Genomic DNA, 20,081 nt, shown 5'->3' with positions numbered 1-20,081 from the left:
CACCGGGGCTACGTGATGGACAGTGGCCTCGTGACCATGACCGGTCAGGCGAAGGACATGCTCGACGATCCGAAGGTACGCGCGGCGTATCTGGGGGAGTCTGTGGGGGAGTCTGTGGGGGAGTCTGTGGGGGAGTCTGTGGGGGAGTCTGCGCAGTAGCGCGAGGCAACGGGGCGCCACGCTGACACACGTGGCGCCTTGGCAGGACAAAAACGGAATGGCCCCGATTTGCGCCAGCCCACGGTCGAGATGTGGCGTCGAGAGACGGCCGGGGGCGTGCGACACAGATCGGGGCCATGCTTTTTCCCGTCGGATCGGGCGTGTACCACCCTGTCGGCTGACATGGCCGACAGGGCGGTAGGGCGGTAAAGGGCGGTAGAGGGATTACTTGCCGGCAATGCTCTCCAGCGGTTGCCATTTTCCGCCGATGACCTTGTACATCGTGATACCGCCTTCCTTGAGATCGCCGTGCGAATCGTAGCCGATACGCTGCGCTGTCACGCCCGCCATCGACGTGGCGGCGAGCGCCGGCAGATACTTCGCCGGCTCCGACGAACCGGCCTGAACCATCGCCTTCATCATTGCCATGGCGCCGTCGTAGGCATAGGGGGAGTACGTCTGTACCGAGCTGCCGAAGCGCTTCTGGTAACGCTGGCTATAGGCGGGGCCGCCGGGCATTTGTTCGAGGGGCAGACCCGCCAGCGAACAAATGGCGCCTTCCGAGGATTTCCCCGCCAGCCGTATGAAGTTATCCGTCTTGGACATCTCTCCCGAGACGAGCGTGGCTGGCATGCCGAGTTCGCGCATCTGCTGAACCATCGGCGCCGACTGCGCTTCCGCGCCGCCATAGAACAGCACATCGGGATTGAGACGCTTGAGGTTGGTCAGCACGGCCTTGAAGTCGACGGCCTTGTCGTTGGTGAACTCCCGGCGCACGACGGTTCCTCCGGCGGCCTTGACGGACTTCTCGAACTCGTCGGCGAGGCCCTGACCGTAAGCCGTACGATCGTCGACGATCGCAATGCGTTTGGCCGCCAGTTTCTTCACGACATACGCGCCGACGACGCTGCCTTGCTGGGTGTCTGACGTCATCATCCGGAACGTGGTCTTGAAGCCCTGACGCGTGTATTCCGGTGCTGTCGCCATGGCGATTTGCGGAATACCGGCGCGGCTGTACACCGCCGAGGCCGGAATGCTCGTGCCGGAGTTGAAGTGGCCGAGCATGCCCTTTACACCGTTATCCACCAGACGTTGCGCGACGAGCGAGCCGGCGCGGGGGTCGGCCTGATCATCGTCCGATTCGAGGACGAACTTGACTTCCTTCCCGCCAATCTTGGGATGCGTGCCGTTGTAGTCGTCGATCGCGAGAACGATGCCGTTCTGCATGTCCTTGCCGTACTGCGCTTGCGCACCGGTGAGCGGACCGGCGAAACCGAGTTTGACCTCCTGAACTTGTGCGTAAGCGGAGGTGGCGCCGAGCAAAGCCACGGCAGCGGCCACGCCGGTCAGGGAAAGACGAAGTTTCATCAATGTATCTCCAATATCTCAGGTTATCGAACGAGGGAGGAATCCATGCGGCGATCGCGAAATCCCAGCACGACGCCGAGGAAACTTACGGTAGCGGCGGCGATGACGTAGATGGCCGGGGCCATGGCGCTGCCGGTCGTCGCGATCAGCCACGTGAGGATGAGCGATGCGAAGCCGCCGAAGGTCATGACCGCGATGTTGTACGCGACGGAGAGCCCCGTCGACAGCACGCGCGACGGGAATATCTCGGAGAAAGCCGCGAGAATCGGGCCGGTATAGCCGGCAATCAGAACGCCGAAGACGGCCTGGAAGACGACGAGACTCCATTGCGTCGGGTGCGAGACGATCAGCGCGAACATCGGGTACGCGACCAGCAGAATGCCGCCGGAGCTACAGGCGAGCAGCTTGCGACGCCCGATCTTGTCGGACCACGCACCCACGAACGGCGAGAGCACCGTGATGATGAGCCCGCCGATGACGCCGGCGATAAAGGACATCGATTGCGGCATCTTGAGCGTTTTCACGGCGTAAGTCGGCATGTAGAACAGCAGCACGTAGATGCACACGGTCCAGAGAATGACCATGGAGAACGTGGTGAATGTCTCGCGCGGAAACGTGGTCAGCACTTCCGACAGCGGTTTCTTCACCTTGCCCTGATTGGCGAGGAACGCGGGGGTTTCGTCCACATTGCGACGAATGTAGAAGCCGATGGGGCCGATCAGAATGCCCAGCAGGAAGGGAATTCGCCACCCCCAGGATTTCATCGCTTCCGGCGACAGGTAGAGGCTGAGCAGGGTGCCCGCCAGCGCGCCCAGCACGACGGCGAAGCCGATACTGCTTTGAATCCAGCTCGCGTAGTAACCCTTTCGATCGGCCGGCGCGTGTTCCGTCAGGAAAGCCGTTGCGCTACCCATTTCCCCGCCGGCGGAAAAGCCCTGCATCAGGCGAGCCAGAATGATGAGGATCGGCGCGGCGATGCCGATCTGATCGTATGTCGGTGCGAGACCGATGAGCGCGGTGCCGCCGGCCATGAGCAGAATGGTCAGCGAGAGCGCGGCTTTACGCCCGGCGCGATCGGAGTACATCCCGATCAGAATGCCGCCGAAGGGCCGCACGACGAAACCGACGCCGAACGTCGCGACCGACAGAAGGAGCGACGTCAGGTCGTCGCCTGTCGGGAAGAACAGTTGACCGATGGTGATGGCAAAAAAGCCGTAAACCATGAAGTCGAACCATTCGAACCCGTTACCCAGGATAGTTGCCGTGATAGCTCTGCGCCGACGCTTTGTTTCGTCGTGAGAGTCCGACATGGTGCTAGCTGCGATTTCCATTTTGCGTGCCTATATCGGTAAGTTGGAAGTCCGCGAAAGGACGGACGTCCGTCTCGCGTGTGTTGCCCTGTATGCGAGCTGTCTTCCATTCAATAGCGCCAATATGTGCATTCCTATCTACGTTTTGTCGGAAGTCGTGCGTGGCACCTCGCAGCTCCCATAGGATTTTTCAGGGTTTTCCTGTGATTTCGATATGACGTTAATCGCGAAAGGCGGGAAAACGTCCTGCGTGCGACATGTCGATCGCTTTCGAAGGCGCTTGCTTTCGCTTTCGCCTGCCAGCGCGTGGCGAGACGGTGTTGCTCGGCGCATAGGGATCCGGCGCGGAAAATTCCTACGTCTCATAGGTAGAGCGTCGTGCCGCCAGCGCCCTAAGATCCAGAAAGCGCTCCCTGCGAGCGATCTGGCTTTCATGGCCACCGTGCTTCGGACCGAGAGAGGACTATGTCGAACAACACCAAACACGAATTGCTCGCCGCTGCGCGCGCACAGCATGTGGCGCGCGGCGTCGCGACGGCTCACCCCCTTTTCATCGAGAAGGCGCTGGGCTCCCATGTCTGGGACGCCAATGGTCGGCGTTACCTGGACTTTGTGGGCGGGATCGGTGTCATGAACGTCGGACACAACCATCCGAAAGTGGTCGCAGCGGTCAAAGCGCAACTCGAACGTGTCACGCACGCTGCCTTCCAGGTCGCCGGATACGATGTGTACATCGACCTTGCGGCCAGACTCAACACGCTGGTCGGCGGGAGTGAACCTTACAAAAGCGTGTTTTTCACGACTGGCGCGGAAGCCGTTGAGAACGCAGTGAAGATCGCACGTTCCTACCGCAACGCGCCCGGCATCATCGCGTTTCGCGGCGGCTTTCACGGCCGAACGCTGCTCGGTATGACGCTGACCGGCATGAGCACGCCGTACAAGCAGAACTTCGGCCCGTTTGCCGGCGACGTGTACCACACGCCGTATCCGGACCCCTATCGCGGGTTTTCGGCCGACGACGCCATTCAGGCAATCGAAGACTTGTTCGCCACGCAGATTTCTCCGGACCGCGTGGCCGGCGTCATTCTCGAGCTGGTTCAGGGCGATGGCGGGTTCATCCCGGCCGGCAGCGAATTCCTTCACAAGCTGCGGGCATTGACGTCGAAGCACGGCATCGTGCTTATTGCCGACGAGATTCAGACGGGCTTCGGTCGCACCGGCGAGCTGTTCGCGTTCCAGCAAGCGGGCATTCAACCGGATCTGGTGACGGTGGCAAAGAGCCTGGCGGGGGGCTTCCCCCTCTCGGGCGTCGTGGGACGCGCCGAGATGATGGACGCGCCGGAGCCCGGCGGATTGGGCGGGACGTATGCCGGCAACGGCCTCGCGTGCGCCGCCGCGCTTGCCGTCATCGATCTCTTCGAGAACGAAGGGCTGCTCACGCAAGCGCGACAACTGGCGGAAGTGCTGCGCGGCGGTCTCGATAATCTTGCCGGAAAGTACGCGGAGATCGGAACGATTCGCGGTGTGGGCGCGATGCTGGCGATGGAATTCGTCAAGCAGCGCGATCCGCGTCAGCCGGACGCCGCGTTTGCGCAACGCGTGATCGATGCGGCACGCGAGCTTGGTCTGCTGGTCATCAAATGCGGCGTTCACCGCAACAATGTCCGATTGCTCGCGCCGCTCACGACGTCCGCAGACGACGCCGCCGAGGCGATCGGGATCCTGGATAAGGCGATCGAGAAAGCCCGCTCGGTTTGATCTGCGCGGCCCCGTACACGCCAGCCAAGGCCTACCATGACAAGTGACACAGCACGTCGATTCGCGGAGAAAACCATATTGACGATCGACGTGTACGGCACGCTGATCGACTGGGAGACGGGCATCTTCGAGGCCCTCGATCCCATTCTGCGATCACACGGTCATGTGCTCGCAAGCGACGCGCTGCTGGAAAAGCACGCCTGGCATGAGTCGGCGCTGGAGGCGGGGCCCTATCTGACTTACCGGGAGATCCTTGAAGAGTCGCTCCGGCGGATCGCCCGGGATCTCGAGTTCACGCCCACCGAGCAGGAACTCGAGCGATTTTCGCATTCCGTGGGCGATTGGCCGGCGTTCCCCGACTCGCGAGACGCGTTGCTCGCCCTACAGCGCCGGTTCCAGCTCGCCGTCATCACGAATGGCGACGACGAATTCTTCGCGCTATCGAACAAGCAGATCGGGGTCGAGTTCGACTACGTCGTGACCGCCGAGCAAACCCGAAGTTACAAGCCTTCGCTGAACAATTTCCATGTGGCGCTGGGGCGTATGCGCAAGCCCCGAGGCGAAGTTCTGCACGTGGCGCAAAGTCTTTTCCACGATCACGTTCCGGCGCAGGCTGTCGGGTTGCAAACCGTTTGGATCAATCGGCGACAAGGGCGTCCCGGCTACGGGGCGGTACCGCGTGCGATCGCGGTTCCGGATGCCGAGTTTGCCGATTTGCACTCATTTGCCAACGCGATTCTGGACGAATGAGGGCTTGCGCTTCACGCGCTTCTTCGCGATCATCACGCGATTCCATCGGTTTTGTCATCGTGTCGGAGAAACACCATGAACATCTCGACGGCACTTGAGAGCACTGCGCTGCGCGGGGCAAAGGTCGTGGCCGGCATGACGGGCATCGACCGGAACATCACTTGGGTGCATATCGTCGATCACCCCGATATCGCGGCGTGGGTCGAACCCGGACATCTGCTGCTCACCACTGGCTACAACTGGCCGAAAGACGAAGCGCAGCAGCGCGCGATGATTCGCTCCCTCTCCGTGCGAGGGCTTGCCGGCGTCGTGCTGGCCGTTCCGAAATTCCTGGCGCATTTCCCGCAGGCGTCGCTCGAAGAGGCGAACGACGTCGGGTTGCCGCTGCTGGAACTGGATTGGGATGTTCCGTTCAGCGCGATTACCGAACAGATTCATTCGAGCATCATCCGCTGTCAAAGCGAACTGATTCAGCGTTCGTACGAAATCCACCGGGCACTGACCAACGCGGCGCTCACGGCCAACACGCTGAGCGACCTGGCGTCGTCGCTCGGCGAATTGCTCGACCGCGCGGTCAACTTCGTGGACCCGGACGGTCTGCTGCTGGGCACGAGCGAGAGCAAAGCCTCCGGCGCCGACGTCAGCGCCAGAGAGCGCAGCTATATGCGACTCCTGCACAATCGCATCATCTTGCGGCGCATTCAGGACAGCATGAACCCCATTCTGATCGACGCCCAGGCAGAAGTGGGGGTTCCCCGGCGGCTGGGGTGCCCGATTCGCATTCGGGGAGAAATCGCGGCCATCGTATTCGTCGACGAAGGCGATTGCGAGCTGGGCGAGCTGGATATCCGCGCGACCGAACATGCGTCCATCATTGCCGCGCTGCATCTGGCGCATATGCGGGCGTTGCATCTTCAGGAGGAGCGACTCGGCTATGCGCTCGTGGGAACGCTTCTCGAAGGGAAATTCGAAGAAACGCCTTCCGCGTTGGAACGGGCGCGCCTGAGCGGATGGGACCCCTCGGGCAGCTACCGGGTCTGTCTCGTGCTGCTCGACGAACCGTTACCGTTGTCCCGGGAAGGGTTTCTGCGCAGAGAGCGATGGGTGGACCGGCTGCGCAAGTATCTGGAGGGCATCGAGCAACCCCCGCTCGTGCTCGTCTCGCTCAATCAGATCACGTTCTTCCTCCAGTCGCATCACGAGCCGGAGCCGCTTTGGCGGATTCTCGGCAGTCGCGGTGCGGCATTGGCGGTGAGTCGCGAGCATTCGGGGGTGAAAGGGATGGCCAGAGGCGGTGAGGACGTGCAGTCGCTGCTTCCCCTGCTCAAGCCCGGCAAGGTGCACCATTTCCATGAAGTGATGTTCCCGCGTGCGCTGATGGGCGATCCGGGGGCGCGTGAACTGTTCGTCGACAGCCGTATCGGTCCGTTGCTCGCCGACAAGAAGGGCGAGGCGCTGATGGAAACCGTCGAGGCGCTTTGTGCGGAAGGCTTCCAACTGGCCAATACCGCTCGCCGGCTGGGCGTGCACATCAGCACCTTGCGGTATCGCGTCGAGCGCATCGAGTCGATGTTGGGAACGACGCTGGAGCGGCAGGATAGCCGCTTCGAGATTCAGGTGGCGGTGGCGCTCCACAAGATTCTCTCCGAGAGATAAAAAAATGGCGCCTGCTTCAGGCGCCATGCGTCTCATGCCACGTGCTCAGCCGATATCGAGGTGCAGCGTTTGCGCCTCGAGAAACTCGTCGATGCCGTGGTGGGAGCCTTCTCTGCCCAGCCCTGACTCCTTGACACCGCCGAACGGCGCCACGGCGGACGAAATCACGCCGGTGTTGATGCCGACCATGCCGTACTCGAGCGCTTCGCCGACACGGAAGACGCGCGCCAGATCGCGGGAGAAAAGATATCCGGCCAGCCCGTAAGGCGTGTTGTTGGCGCGCCGGATCACTTCCTCTTCCGTGGTGAACTTGAAGAGCGCGGCGACCGGCCCGAACGTCTCCTCGGAAGCGATTCGCATACCGTCCGTTGCGCCGCTCAGAATGGTCGGCTGGAAGAACTGTTCGCCCAGTTCTGACGCAGCCCCGCCGGCAATGACACTGGCGCCTTTGGCGAGCGCGTCCGCCAGATGTGCGCGGACTTTCGAGACGGCGGCCTGATTGATCAGCGGTCCGATCGTCACGCCCTTATCGACGCCGGCGCCCAGGCGCAACTGGTCGACCGACACCTTCAATTTTTCGATAAATGCATCGTAAATACCCGCCTGCACATAGATGCGGTTCGCACACACGCACGTTTGTCCGCTGTTGCGGAATTTACTCAGCATCACGCCGTTGACCGCTTTGTCGAGATCGGCGTCGTCGAACACGATCACCGGCGCGTTGCCGCCGAGTTCCATGCTGACTCGCTTGACGGTATCGGCACATTGGCGCAGCAGCAGCTTGCCCACGTTCGTGGAACCGGTGAACGTCAGTTTGCGGACCGTGGGATTGCCTGTCAGTTCGCCGCCGATGGCCTGCGGCATGCCCGTCACGATATTGATCACGCCCGCGGGAATGCCGGCGCGCTCGGCAAGTACGGCCAGCGCCAGTGCCGAGAACGGGGTGAGTTCGGACGGCTTGACGATGACCGTGCATCCCGCAGCCAGCGCCGGCGCCAGCTTGCGGGTGATCATTGCGTTCGGGAAATTCCATGGTGTGATGGCGGCACACACGCCGACGGGCATTTTTCGGACGATGATCCGGCGTCCCGCTTGTTGGGCGGGGATCGTCTCGCCGTAGGCGCGAATGCCTTCTTCCGCGAACCACTGTACGAACGATGCGCCGTAGAGGATCTCGCCGCGCGACTCCGCGAGCGGCTTGCCTTGCTCGAGCGTCATGATGAGTGCGAGGTCGTCGGCGTGTTCCACCATGAGGTCGTGCCAGACGCGAAGGCGAGCCGCACGCTCATGGGCGCTCAGGCCGCTCCATTGCGGCAGCGCACGCTCGGCGGCCTCGATGGCGAGTCGCGTGTCGACGGCGTCGCAGTTCGGCACGGTGCCGAGGGTCTCGCCATTGGCGGGGTTGATCACCGGCAACGTTTCGCCGGAGCGGGCGGGCAGCCAGAGACCGTTGACGAAGGCATGCTGCTTGAGCAGCGAGGGATCTTGCAGAGACATCATGTCGACCTACCGTCTGACGTGAACCGCACACGGTAAACACCGACCGACCGTCGGCACGGGAGCGCTTACCGTGCGATGTGAGGAAGGCGGAGGGGCCACCGTCTGGATTGACGTGGGTTGACGAGACCCCTCCGAGGGCACAACTCAGCGAGCGACTTCGGCCTTGTGAGCGTCGGCCAGGGCCGCCATGCTCTCGAAGCGGAAATCGTACTTCGGCGTGCCGGGCGGGGGCATCGTCGCGCCCCAGCCGGCGTCTGCGTGACGGCGATCGATCCATGCCGACGCCAGACCGAAGCCGTTGGCCGGCGCGTGGTCGTGGAACAGGCTCTGCGCCGTGTGCAGGACGTCGGTCTTCTGGAAGCCGAAGTCGGCGCCGAGTCGGCCGAGCATGTACTCGAAGTTACGCGGGTCCGGCTTGTACGAACCGATATCCTGCGCCGTGTAGATGGCATCGAATTCAACGCCGAGTCGGGCATTGCTGCCGCGGAACGAGAGACGATCCACGTTCGACAGAATGACGAGCTTGTAATGCTTTTTCAGGTATTGCAGAGCCTCGACCGAGTCGGGGAATGCGGGCCAATCGGGCACGGACGCACCGAAAATATTGGCCTCTTCGTCGGTCACGCCCACGTTCCACTCATTGGCCAGACGGCGATACACCGTGCCGAGCAGGATCGAGTAGGCGAGCGCCGGGGTGCGCAGTTCCTGATCGGCCTCGTGACGCGCAAAGATTTCGAGGACCTCGTCGCGGGTCAGGCCGCGTTTGCCTGCTTTCTCGAGCAGTGGCGACAACCCATTGAAAATACCGGATTCCCAGTCGATCAACGTGCCGTAGCAGTCGAACGTGAGTACCTTGAAGTCACTTAGTTTCATCATCGCTCCTGATTGGAAAGTGTCTGCGACGGCCTGAAAGAGAATCGCAGGATTTGAGTGAGATTATCCATATGGGCAGAAGGCCGGCGCGCGGGGACGGCGTCCCCGCGTCGGCGGCCACTGCGCGTTATTCCGGCAGCGCGGGCAGCACTTTGCCCGGATTGAGCAAATTGCGCGGATCCAGCGCACGCTTGATGGCCCATGCCATGTCCAGTTCCTCACGGCTTCGTACGGACAGCAGTTCGTCGCGTTTTGCGATGCCCACACCGTGCTCCGCAGAAATGGACCCGTTCAGTTCGCTGGCCGCGTTGTCGATGAGTTGTGCCATGGCGGCGCCATGCGTGCGCACGAAGACCTCCGCCGTGACATCGGCCGGGCGAATGGGGTTGAAATGCACGTTGCCGTCGCCGACATGACCGTAGACGATCATCCGGGTGGCGGGCTCGATGGCGAGCACCTTGGCCGTGGTGTCCCGAACGAATGCCGGAATGCAGGAGAGGGGGACGGAAATATCGCACCTCACACTACCGCGAGTCTGGGTTTGGGCATCCGAGATCTCTTCGCGAATCAGCCAGAAGTCGGCCGCCTGCCGGGCATTGGCGGCCACGACGGCATCCGTGGCGTAGCCTGCCGACAGCGCGTCGGAGAGCACTCCGACGAGTTGCGATTCGGCGGCTTCCTGATCGGCATTCGACGACGTTTCGACAAGCACGTACCAGGGGTGCGGCGTTTCAAGCGGCGACGGACGATCGTTCAGGTGCGACAGCACCAGTGTCATGGCATCCGATGAGATCAACTCGAAGGCCGTCACGTCGGTGCCGAGGCGCTCGCGCATCAGCTTGAAAATGGCCAGGGCGTCCTCGGGGCTGTTCGTGCCCAGAAACGCGGTGGATACCGTGCGAGGCATCGGGAACAGTTTCAGCACGGCGGCGGTAATGATGCCGAGCGTGCCTTCGGCGCCGATAAAGAGATGCTTGAGATCGTATCCGGCATTGTCTTTGCGCAAGCCGCGCAGCCCGTTCCAGATACGGCCATCCGGCAAGACGACCTCCAGACCGAGCACGAGATCGCGCATATTGCCGTATCGCAGCACGGCGGTGCCGCCCGCATTGGTCGAAAGATTGCCGCCGATCTGGCAACTGCCCTCCGAGCCGATCCGAAGCGGGAACAGCGCGCCGACGCCCTCGGCAGCGCTGCGCGCCTGACTGAGGGTGACGCCTGCGCCGACCGTCATCGTGGCGTTCATGGCGTCGATGGCGCGAATCCGGTTGAGACGGGCGAGCGACACGATGATCGACGTGCCCGTTGCATCCGGTACGCTTGCGCCGAGCAGCGAGGTGTTCCCCCCTTGCGGTACGACCGAGATGCCGTTGACATAGCAGTAACGCATGACCGCACTGACTTCCTCGGTGTTGCCCGGCCGCACGACGGCCAGCGATTTGCCGTGAAACACGCGCCGGTAGTCGCTCTCGAACGTTGCAGCCTCCGGGCCGAGGAGCACGTTGCCATCACCGACGATGGTTCGCAAATTGTCAATGTGTTGTTCAGCCATGAGAGGTCTGCCGGGATGTGGGTCTTGCCGTCGTCTTACTGAAGGTGGCACGGCATGCGATATCAGGATTGATGACAGCTTATGACCTTCGTGCCGTCACGGATATGGCGAAAGCATAGGAGAAGAGGGGGTGAAATTCGTGCGTCAACGTCGAATATCGACCGCCGGCGCGCAAATCGTGCCGCGCCGGCGTCTGCGTCGGGCCGGCATGAACTGGCGTGGGGCACCGTCCCTGTGCCAGCGCACCAGGACGGCGTATTGTGCGTGGTCCCCCCGATACAACGAGGCCAATACCGCCCGGGCCGCGCGAGGGGACTGGATGCTGGTGTCGGTAACGCCGTAAACATACGAAAAATAAAGAAAAAATGTAGGCAGAAAGCCTGATGACAGTCGAGGGGGGATATGTGATCATCCGTGCGCAGCCGGTGGCGAATCGCCCGATACGGCTTGCCTTCATCCGCGTCGCCAGCCATTTACGCACCTCCCGACTGCGACGATTTCATATTGAACGGGGTATTCACGTGGTTGCAGAGTTTGATGCCGAAACTGTGTGCACCGAGGCGCGCAAGGCGTCTCGCATCCTCGTCGTCGAAGACGATGTCGAAGTCGCGCACGAACTGGTGACTGTCCTGCGTGGGCAGGGGCATGGCGTGGTGTTGGCCCGCTTTGGCGGCGAAGGCCTGAAGCTCATTCTTCAAGGCGAGTTCGACTGTGTCGTGCTGGATCGAATGTTGCCGGAAATCGACGGGCTGTCGATCCTCATCACGGCCCGCAATGTCGGCATCGAAACCCCGGTACTGCTCCTGTCGGGGATGGCGACGACCGACGACCGTGTCAAGGGCCTGCGCAACGGCGCGAGCGATTACCTCACCAAACCGTTCAGCATCGACGAGCTGCTCGCCCGCATCGATATCCTGCTCAGCCGTGCCGGTAGCGCGGTGCCCAGCACGCTCCTGGTCGTCGGCGATCTGCGACTCGATGCCGTCAACGGCAAGGTCAGTCGAGCAGGCATCGAGGTCCTGCTCAAACCCCGGGAGTTGCGGCTTCTCGAGTTCCTGATGCGCCACGCCAACCAGGTTGTGACGCGCGCCATGCTGTTCCAGTCGGTCTGGCGGTACCACCACGACGTGCAAACCAACGTGATCGACGTCCACATTGCCCGTCTTCGCAAAAAAATCTCGCTAAACGGCGCTCACGCCGACCTGATCGATACCGTGCGCGGAACGGGATATGTCCTCCACGCATGAGATGCATCGCTCGATCTTTCGGCGATTCGGCAGGGTAGGGCCGATTTTCGGCATCTTTACGGTCGCGATCGTTGCCCTGTTTGCCGTGCTGTACTTCATGACGACGGCGTATCTGAGGGAGATCGTGGATGCGCGGTTGCAGCGAAAGTGTGCTCAACTCGTCTCGCGCCCGTTTGAGGAGGTTCGCGAATCTGTGCTGCGGCACAGTTTGGCTGAGGGCGGCGCCGTGCGCCCGTACGGACTGTTTGATGCCGGTGGCAGACGAATTGAGGGAAATATCGACAACCTGGCGCCGGGACTGCGCGATTACACCCCCTTCCTTTACGTGCAAAGTGTGACGGAGGCTGACGGGCAGCGTGTCAATCGGACTTACCGCGCAATGGTGGCCACGATGCCGCTCGGGCAAAAGCTGGTCGTCGGCCAGGCGATCGACGAGGTGAACAACTTCGATCACATGCTCATCGTCATTGGCGCTGCGGGGCTGTTGGGCACGCTTGCGCTGGGCGCGGCCTGTGGCCTCCTTCTGCATCGCGCGTCGACGCTTCGCATTCGATTGCTTCGGCAGGCCTGTCAGGAGATTGCCGATAGCCGCGTGGACAAGCGGCTTCCCGTTCGCGGCAATCAGGATGACGTCGATGTCCTCATCGGTTTCGTCAACACCATGCTCGACGATATCGAGCGGCTGGTCCAGGAGCTTCAGGGCGTGTGTTCGTGGATTGCCCACGACCTTCGGACGCCGATGTCGCGACTACGCGCGGGGCTCGAGCAGGCAAGGCGTAACGCCCTTACGGTGACGGATTACGATCGCGCCGTCGACGCCGCGCTTGCCCAGACGAACAAAGTGCTGGATCGCTTCTCTGCGCTGTTACGTATTGCCGAGATCGAAACCCGAACCGCGCGTGCGCATTTTTCCGATGCCGATCTCTGCACTATCTGCCGCGACGTCGTCGAACTGTACGAACCGCTGGCTGAAGAGCATCGTATCTGTCTGGCGCTAAGCGTTTGCGGTGAGGCGAGCGTTCGGGGCGATAGCGATCTGATTTTCGGCGCGATTCAGAATCTGATCGACAACGCGATCAAATTTACGCCGATGGACGGCGTCGTGACCGTGGAAGTGACGGCGGCGCGACGTTTCGTGTCCGTCGTGGTGAGGGACACCGGCCCCGGCATTGCGCCCGCCGAGCGCGACGCCGTCCTCAGACCGTTCTACTGCGGTGCCCGGGCGGGCGCCGCGCCCACGCCAGGGTACGGTCTGGGACTGAGCATCGTCGCAGCGACCGCGCGCGTACACAATGCCGCCCTGGCAATCAGCAGCGGCAATCCCGGTTGCGTCGTCGAGCTGAAGTTCCCGCTCGACTGACGCGAGCGGGCATACGGCTTCGGCGCGAGGCCGCGCGTTCATTCAGTTCACCCCGATACGGGGGATCGCATAGAGGCGTTCCTGCGTGTTCACCGGCAGCGGGGGAAGGCCCAGCGCGGATCTCGCCTCCTTTGTCGCACGCGCCAGATCCATGCGGAATTGCGGATTTTCCAGCATCGACGCGGCAATCACGATGCCGCTGATTTTCCCCGCCGCGACATCGCTCGGAAAGTGCACGCCGCCAACGACTCTGCCGCGAGCAAAGGCTTCGGCGCGTGCATAGATGCGCGATCTCATCTCGGGAAACATTTCCGACAGGATGACGGCGCTCAAATAAGCGAATGTGGCATGCCCGCTCGGGTAGCTCGGCGATTTGCGGCCGGTCACGATGCCGGGTTCCACTTTGCTGCTCACCGTATAGGGCCGCGCACGCTTCCAGAACGCCTTGGCGGCGCTCACCGATTTCTCCCCCTCGCGGCCCAGCCGATCGAAGAACGCGTCGGTTTCGGGGAGCCGTTCCTTATTGAACGCGTCGCCGATCACATCCGCGAATCGGAAGACGCTGCGTCGCGTATCCCCGTCCGCCAGCGACAGCTCGGCTTTCGTGCGCGTGCGCTGCAAGGCGAGCACCTCGTCGAGATCGTCGGCTGCCGCCTGCGTGTTCGCCTCCGGTGGTGGCGGGATCAGCACCGTCAGATCCAGCCCCCCCGCGGGCAGATATTGCCATTCCGTTGTGTGTTCAGTGCTCGCCGCGAGCGTGACCGCCGGTGCCTGTGCGGCGCTGGCACAGAGCGCGGCGGCGGCCAGCAGCGTTAGTCGACGTATTGCGTATCTCATCGTTTTCGTTCGGTTCGTGACAAATGGATCGAAGACTATGGTTCACGTATGAATCGCCGATGGCGCAATTGTTAACGCGCGTACAGGTTGTCTGTGAGAGACCGAATGGCCGTGAATGGCCTTGCCGGTTGGCGTGTGTGGGGGGGCGTGCAGGGTTGTGTACTCCGCAGCCGCTCCCGCGTGAACGCCCGCTTCATGCTGTTCATCTTGACAAGGATTCGTTCATCTTCACATCACCGCCGGCCCATAAAGTTTCGGGCGCAGATCGTCGGCGGGCAGATCGAGGTAGGGCCACTCGTGCGCTGACGCATGCCAGGGCGGCACCCCCATCGCTGGGCAACCGGCGATGCGCGGGGTTTGAACGGCAGTTCACCCGTTCAGATGCCAGAAAAAATGCAGAAGCCATCAATCAAGCCATGAAACCCTCAAAGAAGTCGATCGTCGGCGCACGAAAAAGAAACCTCTCCATGACAGCGATTGCAGTTCTCGCATTCGCCTCACATGCCAAAGCACAGAGTGTCACCGACATCGGCGACGTGTCGGCCGCATCGGAGCACGCGTCAGGCGACGCCACGTTCGTTCCCAGCCGTAAGGCGCCGACCGCCGCCGCCGCCCGGGCGTTGACGCAAGCGCCGCTGGAGGCGACCTCTCCCCAGACGCAAATCAGCAGTGACTACATTGCGAATCAAGTGGCGCCGTCTGCCGACTACGGGACGATTCTTCGCATCGCCCCCAGCTACACCAGTTCTTCGCCGAACGGCCAGGGCTTGTCGGAGGCGAAGAACCAGACGCTTCGGGGGTTCCCCGACGGCCAGTTCAACGTCACTTACGATGGCATTCCGTTCGGCGATCCCAACGACTTTTCCCATCACACGACGTCGTATTTCCCCGCGGCCACCATTGGTGGCGTGAACATCGATCGCAGTCCGGGAGACGCCGCGACATTGGGATACGCCACCTTCGGCGGGTCGGTCAATTTACTCTCGCCGACGCTGAGTCCGGACCGAAAGATCGTCTTCTCGCAGACGATCGGCTCGCATGCGACGTGGCAGTCGAACCTCAGTGTCACGACGGGGATCATGCCGCAACTCGGCGATACGAACCTCCTGCTCAACGTGCAGCGTGCGGACTCGAATGGATCGCTGAGCAACGGTGACGTGGGCAACACCAACGTGTTCCTCAAGGGCGTGACGCCGCTGGGCGATCACACGGTGCTGACCTACGTCTACGCGTACGACAAGATTCACTTCAATAACCCGCAGGGGGCGACGCTGAATCAGGTGGCGGCGAATGGATACAACTTCGGCCTGAATGCAGATCCGAAAAGCCCAGGCTATTTCGGATACAACTATCAGGACAAGAACACGGAATTCGCCTATATCGGCCTGAAGCACGATTTCGGCAGCGGCTGGAATCTGGAGAACAAGCTCTACACCTACTATTACTACAACCTGAGCCATGAATTGCTGGGTGACGGCACGTCTTCGCCGTTGTCGTCGGTGGGGGCGGCGAAGCCATTCGCGCCTGGGCAGTCGGGCAGCGACATCGCCGGTGCGCTGAAGCTCAACGAGTACCGTGCCTATGGCGACACGCTTGTCACCACGCACGCGGACGATACCGGCACGTTCACGGGCGGTCTCTGGCTGGAACACTCGCGAAATCCGCGCAACCGCAACGCGATGGATTTCACCACCGGCCAATACATCAAACAGAACGCGAAGTACGGCAGCACGTTCTACGACATGGTGTCGGAAATCGGCAGCGCCACGCTGTTTTCGCAGTACGCCTGGAAGACGACGGATGCGTTGATCATCACTCCGGGCCTGCGCTTCCAGCATTTCGAGCGGCAGTTGTCTGCCGCCGTCAATCAGAACAATCTGCCGGGCACGACCGACGGGGTCGTCACCAAGGCGTGGAACAGCCTCTTGCCGAGTCTTGCCGCGAACTATCGCTTCACTTCGCTGTGGTCCGGCTACGCGCAAATTTCGAAGGGCGCGTTGGGGCCGAATCTGAATACGCTTTACTCGGGCAATCCGTCGGGCAGCAATACGGTCTCGCCGCAGACGTCGGTGGCTTATCAATTGGGGACGGTGCTCAAGGCGGATCGGTTCACCTTCAACGTCGACGCCTACCTGATTCAGTTCAGCAATTACATCTCCAAATCCGGCTCCGGTGCAAACGCGAACTTCTTCAACGCGGGGGGCGTTCGTTACACGGGCGTCGAGGCCGAGGGCAATGTCCTGCTCGGCAGCGGGTTCTCCTTCTACGCGAACGGCACGGTGAACAATGCCGTATTCACGCAGGACGGCGTGGGCTCTCAGGCCTGGAAGTCGGGGCAGCGGATCTCTTTTGTGCCGCAGTACACGGCAGCCATGGCGCTGAATTTCGATCAGGGGCCGTGGCATTGGGGCATCAACACCAAATTCGTCGGTTCGATGTATCAGGGAAGCAACGGCGCGGCCGACGGCGCCTTGTACAAGGTCGGCCCGTACAGCGTGACCAGCACCATGATCGCGCGGGACTTCAAAAATCTCAGCAGCGTGGTGCGCAACGTCCGGGTGTCGTTCGGCATCGACAACCTCTTCGATACGCATCGCATCACCGACAACCTTGGACCTGCCGCATCAGATACCAGCAAGGGGACCGACGCCAATCAGTTTCTCTACTACTTTGTCCCTGGCCGGACGTTTTACGTGAATCTGCGCGCAGAAATCTGACGTTGCCGCGCAAAGTGTGAATCCTTAGGAGCTTGGGAATGAGTTTCGTAGAAATGAACCGGTTGGCATTGGCCTCGGGGGGCACGTTGTATCTGATGGTCGTGCTTGCCTTCGTCGGCATTACGGTAATCGTGGACCGCGGCATTCGCCTGCTGCGAACCCATGCCAAGAGCGAGCGAATGTTGAGGCAAATCGAAGCGATGTCGTCGATCGACGCCAGGCAGGCGGAGCAGCTCGGCGAGGCGGCAAACGGCTTGCCGATGCAGGAGGTTCTGCTGGCCTACGCCGCCAGCCGGTCGCGGCCGGGCGTGACGGACCTCGACAACGCGTTGGAAGAAGCCATCTATCGCATGGTGCCTGGCATTGATCGTGGCGTCTGGGTGCTGGAAACCGTGATCACCGTGGCACCGCTGCTCGGACTGTTCGGCACGATCGTGGGCATGTTCCACGCATTCGATGTGCTCGGCGCGCCGGGAGAAAATGCGATGAACGTTACGTCAGGGGTTGCCGAAGCGCTGATCGCGACGGCGGCGGGGCTTGCCATCGCCATGAGCCACCTTTGGTTCTACAACGCCATGCAGGAAACGGTGCGAAAGTCTGTGCATCAGTTGGAGACGCTCAAGCGCGTTCTGATGAATCGTCAGGACACGCATGTCGCCGTGGCGCATGCCAGCGATCTCACGCTGCATCGTTCGCAGTTGCGGATCTGAGGGCCCTGTCATGCGATATCTTGCGGCTAAGAAGGCGCGCATCGAAGTTGTGCCGATGATCGACATCATGTTCTTCCTGCTGGTGTTTTTCATCATGATCACGCTGAAGATGATTCCGTCCAACGGGCTTGCCGTGCGGCTCCCGGGGAGCGCGACGGCTGCCCCGATCACCCGTCCGAAAGTCGTCGTTACGTTCCACGCGAACGGCGAAATCGAGGCCTACGACGGCGTGATGACGCTGGCGCAGCTCACAGAGAAGCTGCGCGCGCAGGACCCGGCGTCGACGGTGGTGACGATCGCGGGGGATGGCGCCGCGAGCGTGCAACAACTGGCGAAGGTCATGGATGCGTGCCGTTCGGCGGGCGTGACCCAGGTCGGCATCGCGACGGCGAGCACGCCATGACCAAACCCGTGCTGGCCTCTGTGGAAGGGCGTTTGTCGAATCCGCCGGGCATCGCGAGTTTTCGATCCGCGTCCCGTCGCTGGTCGTGGCGCGCCATGGCCCTTGCGGCCTTGCTCGAATCGATCGTGTTGGCGATCTGCGTCTTGCTCGGTGCGTCGGCGCGAGACGCCAAGCCGAAGTCTCCCGCCACGCAGGATCCCATGCAGGTGACATTGGAGGCGCCGCCGCCCGAAGCGAAGCCCGCGCCCGTGACGCCGCCACCGTTGCCGACACCCAAGCCGAAGTGGGTGGCGAAACAGCCGGCGGCGCATCCCCGCGAGGCGGCCCCGCGCGCGCCGGCAATGTCGCAGCCTCCGGCGCCGGATGTGAGCAGCACGACGCCTGCACCGGTGCCCGTGCCGACCCCGCCTGAGCCCGCGACGGCGCCGCCCGCTGCGACAACGCCGGGGCCGGACGAGCAATTTATTACGAAACTTCGGGCCGCCGTCTCCCGTGCGGCGGTTTTTCCACCGGCCTTGCGCGGGAGCGGGATTCAAACGAGTGTCGAGGTGGAATTCACGTTTCGGGACGGGGTGGCGTCGTCGGTTCGTGTCGTTCAGCCAGGGCGCGTCGCCATGCTCGACCGTGCCGCGATTGCGGCAGTCACGCACGCGGTGCTGCCCCAGCCGCCGTCTGCGCTGGCTGGGGTGTCACATACTTTTCGGGTGAGGGTGATTTTCAAGGACGAGTGAGTCGGCGTCGAGGGACGCCGCTGCGAAGGACGGCCTGCCTCGACGTACGAACTTCACGCTCAGTCGGTGGGATACTGGATTCCGCCTCATGTATACTTCCGGTAATCCTGCTTGTCAGAGGGGCAATGCTCAGGCCGCGTGCCGGCATTCGCTGCCCATCGTCCACCCACCACTCAACATAGCTAACGTGAATACGGTTACCGAGTCTCATGCGATCCTGAGCAAGCCGAGCCACCTGTTCGATCAGGTGCATGACCGTCTATGGGATTTGATCATCAAGGGCGACGTCCAGCCGGGCGAGCGCCTGAAGGACGTGGAGTGGGCCACCCGGTTGGGCGTGAGCAGAACTCCGGTCAGAGAGGCGATGCGGAAGTTGGAGCAAGAGGGTGTCTTGCTACCGCTCTCGGCGGGGGGATACCAAGTCAAGACGGTCAGCAACCGGGATATGGAGGAGTTGTATACCTGTCGCGCCGCGCTGGAGCATCTGGCAACGTTTGAGGCGTCGCGCAGACTCGATCAGGCGGGCGCGGACGAATTGGCGCGCTTGCTAACGCTCACCGATGCCGCGATTGCGCGTCACGATCTGGACGATGTCTTTCGACTCAATAGCGCCTTTCACAAGGCGATCTTCGAGTTTGCCGAAAATAATCACCTGATTTTTCTTTGGGAATCGTTGAACAAGCTCGTCTTGTTCTACCGTTCGGCCTTGTTGAACAAGGTGAAGCAGCGCCCCGAGTTGTCCGAAGCTTATCTGAAGCGACTTCGCGTGAAGCAAGACGCGCATCGGAGCATCGTGAAAGCGATGATGGAAAAGCGGCACACGACGGCGGCAGAATTGATGGAAGCCCACGTGCTGGCAAGCATTCAGGAGTTGGCCGAGCCGACGTGATGGTTTTGGATTCGGATGAACCGACACGCCCCCGGCATGGCTGCCGGGGGCTTTTTTATGCAGACGTTCGCGGCCCGTCAGGCAGGGTGCCCGCCCATGCCAATGCCTTGCTCACGTCACCGCCTTCACCATCTCCTCGACGACCTTCTTTGCGTCGCCAAACACCATCATGGTCTTGTCGAGATAGAAAAGATCGTTGTCCAGCCCGGCGTAACCCGCCGCCATCGAACGCTTGTTGACGATGATCGTCTTGGCCTTGTA

The 20,081-nt window shown here is 61.9% G+C and carries 17 protein-coding genes; 10 read left to right on the top strand and 7 right to left on the bottom strand.

Features of this window, described 5'->3' with window-relative positions; translation table 11 throughout:
- Positions 1-384: 384 nt before the first annotated feature.
- The gene (locus PAN31108_RS25695; protein WP_150671583.1) at positions 385-1,527 is read right to left on the bottom strand and encodes a branched-chain amino acid ABC transporter substrate-binding protein; all 1,143 of its coding nucleotides are present in this window, start codon (positions 1,525-1,527) and stop codon (positions 385-387) included.
- A gap of 23 nt (positions 1,528-1,550) precedes the next feature.
- A complete protein-coding gene (locus PAN31108_RS25690; RefSeq protein WP_150671582.1) occupies positions 1,551-2,858 on the bottom strand; it encodes an MFS transporter in 1,308 nt (435 codons plus the stop codon).
- 444 nt (positions 2,859-3,302) lie between these two features.
- Between PAN31108_RS25690 and gabT the strand changes: the two genes are divergently transcribed.
- From gabT to PAN31108_RS25675, 3 genes are all read left to right on the top strand, one after another.
- Entirely contained in the window at positions 3,303-4,595 is a 1,293-nt protein-coding gene (gabT, locus tag PAN31108_RS25685) for a 4-aminobutyrate--2-oxoglutarate transaminase (RefSeq protein WP_150671581.1), read from the top strand.
- A 78-nt stretch (positions 4,596-4,673) separates the two neighbouring features.
- On the top strand, positions 4,674-5,345 hold the full coding sequence (locus tag PAN31108_RS25680; protein WP_246184151.1) for a haloacid dehalogenase type II: 672 nt from the start codon (positions 4,674-4,676) through the stop codon (positions 5,343-5,345).
- A gap of 75 nt (positions 5,346-5,420) precedes the next feature.
- Positions 5,421-7,001, top strand: coding sequence for a PucR family transcriptional regulator (locus tag PAN31108_RS25675; RefSeq protein WP_150671579.1), 1,581 nt, complete (start codon positions 5,421-5,423; stop codon positions 6,999-7,001).
- A 45-nt stretch (positions 7,002-7,046) separates the two neighbouring features.
- Here the strand turns inward: PAN31108_RS25675 and PAN31108_RS25670 are convergent, their stop codons facing one another.
- From PAN31108_RS25670 to PAN31108_RS25660, 3 genes are all read right to left on the bottom strand, one after another.
- Entirely contained in the window at positions 7,047-8,501 is a 1,455-nt protein-coding gene (locus PAN31108_RS25670; RefSeq protein WP_150671578.1) for an NAD-dependent succinate-semialdehyde dehydrogenase, read from the bottom strand.
- 144 nt (positions 8,502-8,645) lie between these two features.
- Complete coding sequence (locus PAN31108_RS25665; RefSeq protein ID WP_150671584.1) at positions 8,646-9,374, bottom strand: haloacid dehalogenase type II; 729 nt, start codon at positions 9,372-9,374, stop codon at positions 8,646-8,648.
- A gap of 127 nt (positions 9,375-9,501) precedes the next feature.
- On the bottom strand, positions 9,502-10,926 hold the full coding sequence (locus tag PAN31108_RS25660; protein WP_150671577.1) for an FAD-binding oxidoreductase: 1,425 nt from the start codon (positions 10,924-10,926) through the stop codon (positions 9,502-9,504).
- A 404-nt stretch (positions 10,927-11,330) separates the two neighbouring features.
- Here PAN31108_RS25660 and PAN31108_RS25655 point away from each other — a divergent pair, with 404 nt between their 5' ends.
- Both PAN31108_RS25655 and PAN31108_RS25650 read left to right on the top strand, forming a co-directional pair.
- A complete protein-coding gene (locus PAN31108_RS25655) occupies positions 11,331-12,173 on the top strand; it encodes a response regulator transcription factor (protein ID WP_246184150.1) in 843 nt (280 codons plus the stop codon).
- Positions 12,157-13,533: a sensor histidine kinase gene (locus tag PAN31108_RS25650; protein WP_150671575.1), complete on the top strand. Its 1,377-nt coding sequence runs from the start codon at positions 12,157-12,159 to the stop codon at positions 13,531-13,533. Before PAN31108_RS25655 ends, PAN31108_RS25650 begins: the two co-directional genes overlap by 17 nt.
- Positions 13,534-13,575: 42 nt before the next feature.
- On the opposite strand, the gene PAN31108_RS25645 is transcribed toward PAN31108_RS25650, so the two are convergent.
- The gene (locus tag PAN31108_RS25645; protein ID WP_150671574.1) at positions 13,576-14,370 is read right to left on the bottom strand and encodes an acid phosphatase; all 795 of its coding nucleotides are present in this window, start codon (positions 14,368-14,370) and stop codon (positions 13,576-13,578) included.
- Positions 14,371-14,837: 467 nt separating this feature from the next.
- Between PAN31108_RS25645 and PAN31108_RS25640 the strand changes: the two genes are divergently transcribed.
- From PAN31108_RS25640 to PAN31108_RS25620, 5 genes are all read left to right on the top strand, one after another.
- A complete protein-coding gene (locus tag PAN31108_RS25640) occupies positions 14,838-17,087 on the top strand; it encodes a TonB-dependent receptor (RefSeq protein ID WP_174995145.1) in 2,250 nt (749 codons plus the stop codon).
- Positions 17,088-17,125: 38 nt separating this feature from the next.
- Positions 17,126-17,797, top strand: a complete 672-nt coding sequence (locus tag PAN31108_RS25635; protein ID WP_150671572.1) for a MotA/TolQ/ExbB proton channel family protein — start codon at positions 17,126-17,128, stop codon at positions 17,795-17,797.
- A 10-nt stretch (positions 17,798-17,807) separates the two neighbouring features.
- Positions 17,808-18,200 carry an ExbD/TolR family protein gene (locus PAN31108_RS25630; protein WP_150671571.1) on the top strand — a complete coding sequence of 131 codons (393 nt, stop codon included), beginning with the start codon at positions 17,808-17,810 and terminating at the stop codon, positions 18,198-18,200.
- Positions 18,197-18,931: a TonB family protein gene (locus tag PAN31108_RS25625; protein ID WP_150671570.1), complete on the top strand. Its 735-nt coding sequence runs from the start codon at positions 18,197-18,199 to the stop codon at positions 18,929-18,931. The genes PAN31108_RS25630 and PAN31108_RS25625 overlap by 4 nt, the downstream gene beginning before the upstream one ends.
- A gap of 187 nt (positions 18,932-19,118) precedes the next feature.
- Positions 19,119-19,820 carry a GntR family transcriptional regulator gene (locus PAN31108_RS25620; protein WP_174995144.1) on the top strand — a complete coding sequence of 234 codons (702 nt, stop codon included), beginning with the start codon at positions 19,119-19,121 and terminating at the stop codon, positions 19,818-19,820.
- A gap of 111 nt (positions 19,821-19,931) precedes the next feature.
- Here PAN31108_RS25620 and PAN31108_RS25615 read toward each other — a convergent pair.
- Positions 19,932-20,081 (bottom strand): NAD(P)(+) transhydrogenase (Re/Si-specific) subunit beta (locus PAN31108_RS25615; protein WP_174995143.1); only part of this gene is annotated, 150 nt, incomplete at its 5' end.

Source organism: Pandoraea anhela, from assembly GCF_902459655.1.
Taxonomy (GTDB): Bacteria; Pseudomonadota; Gammaproteobacteria; order Burkholderiales; family Burkholderiaceae; genus Pandoraea; species Pandoraea anhela.
This window is presented reverse-complemented; position numbering and strand designations above follow the sequence as displayed.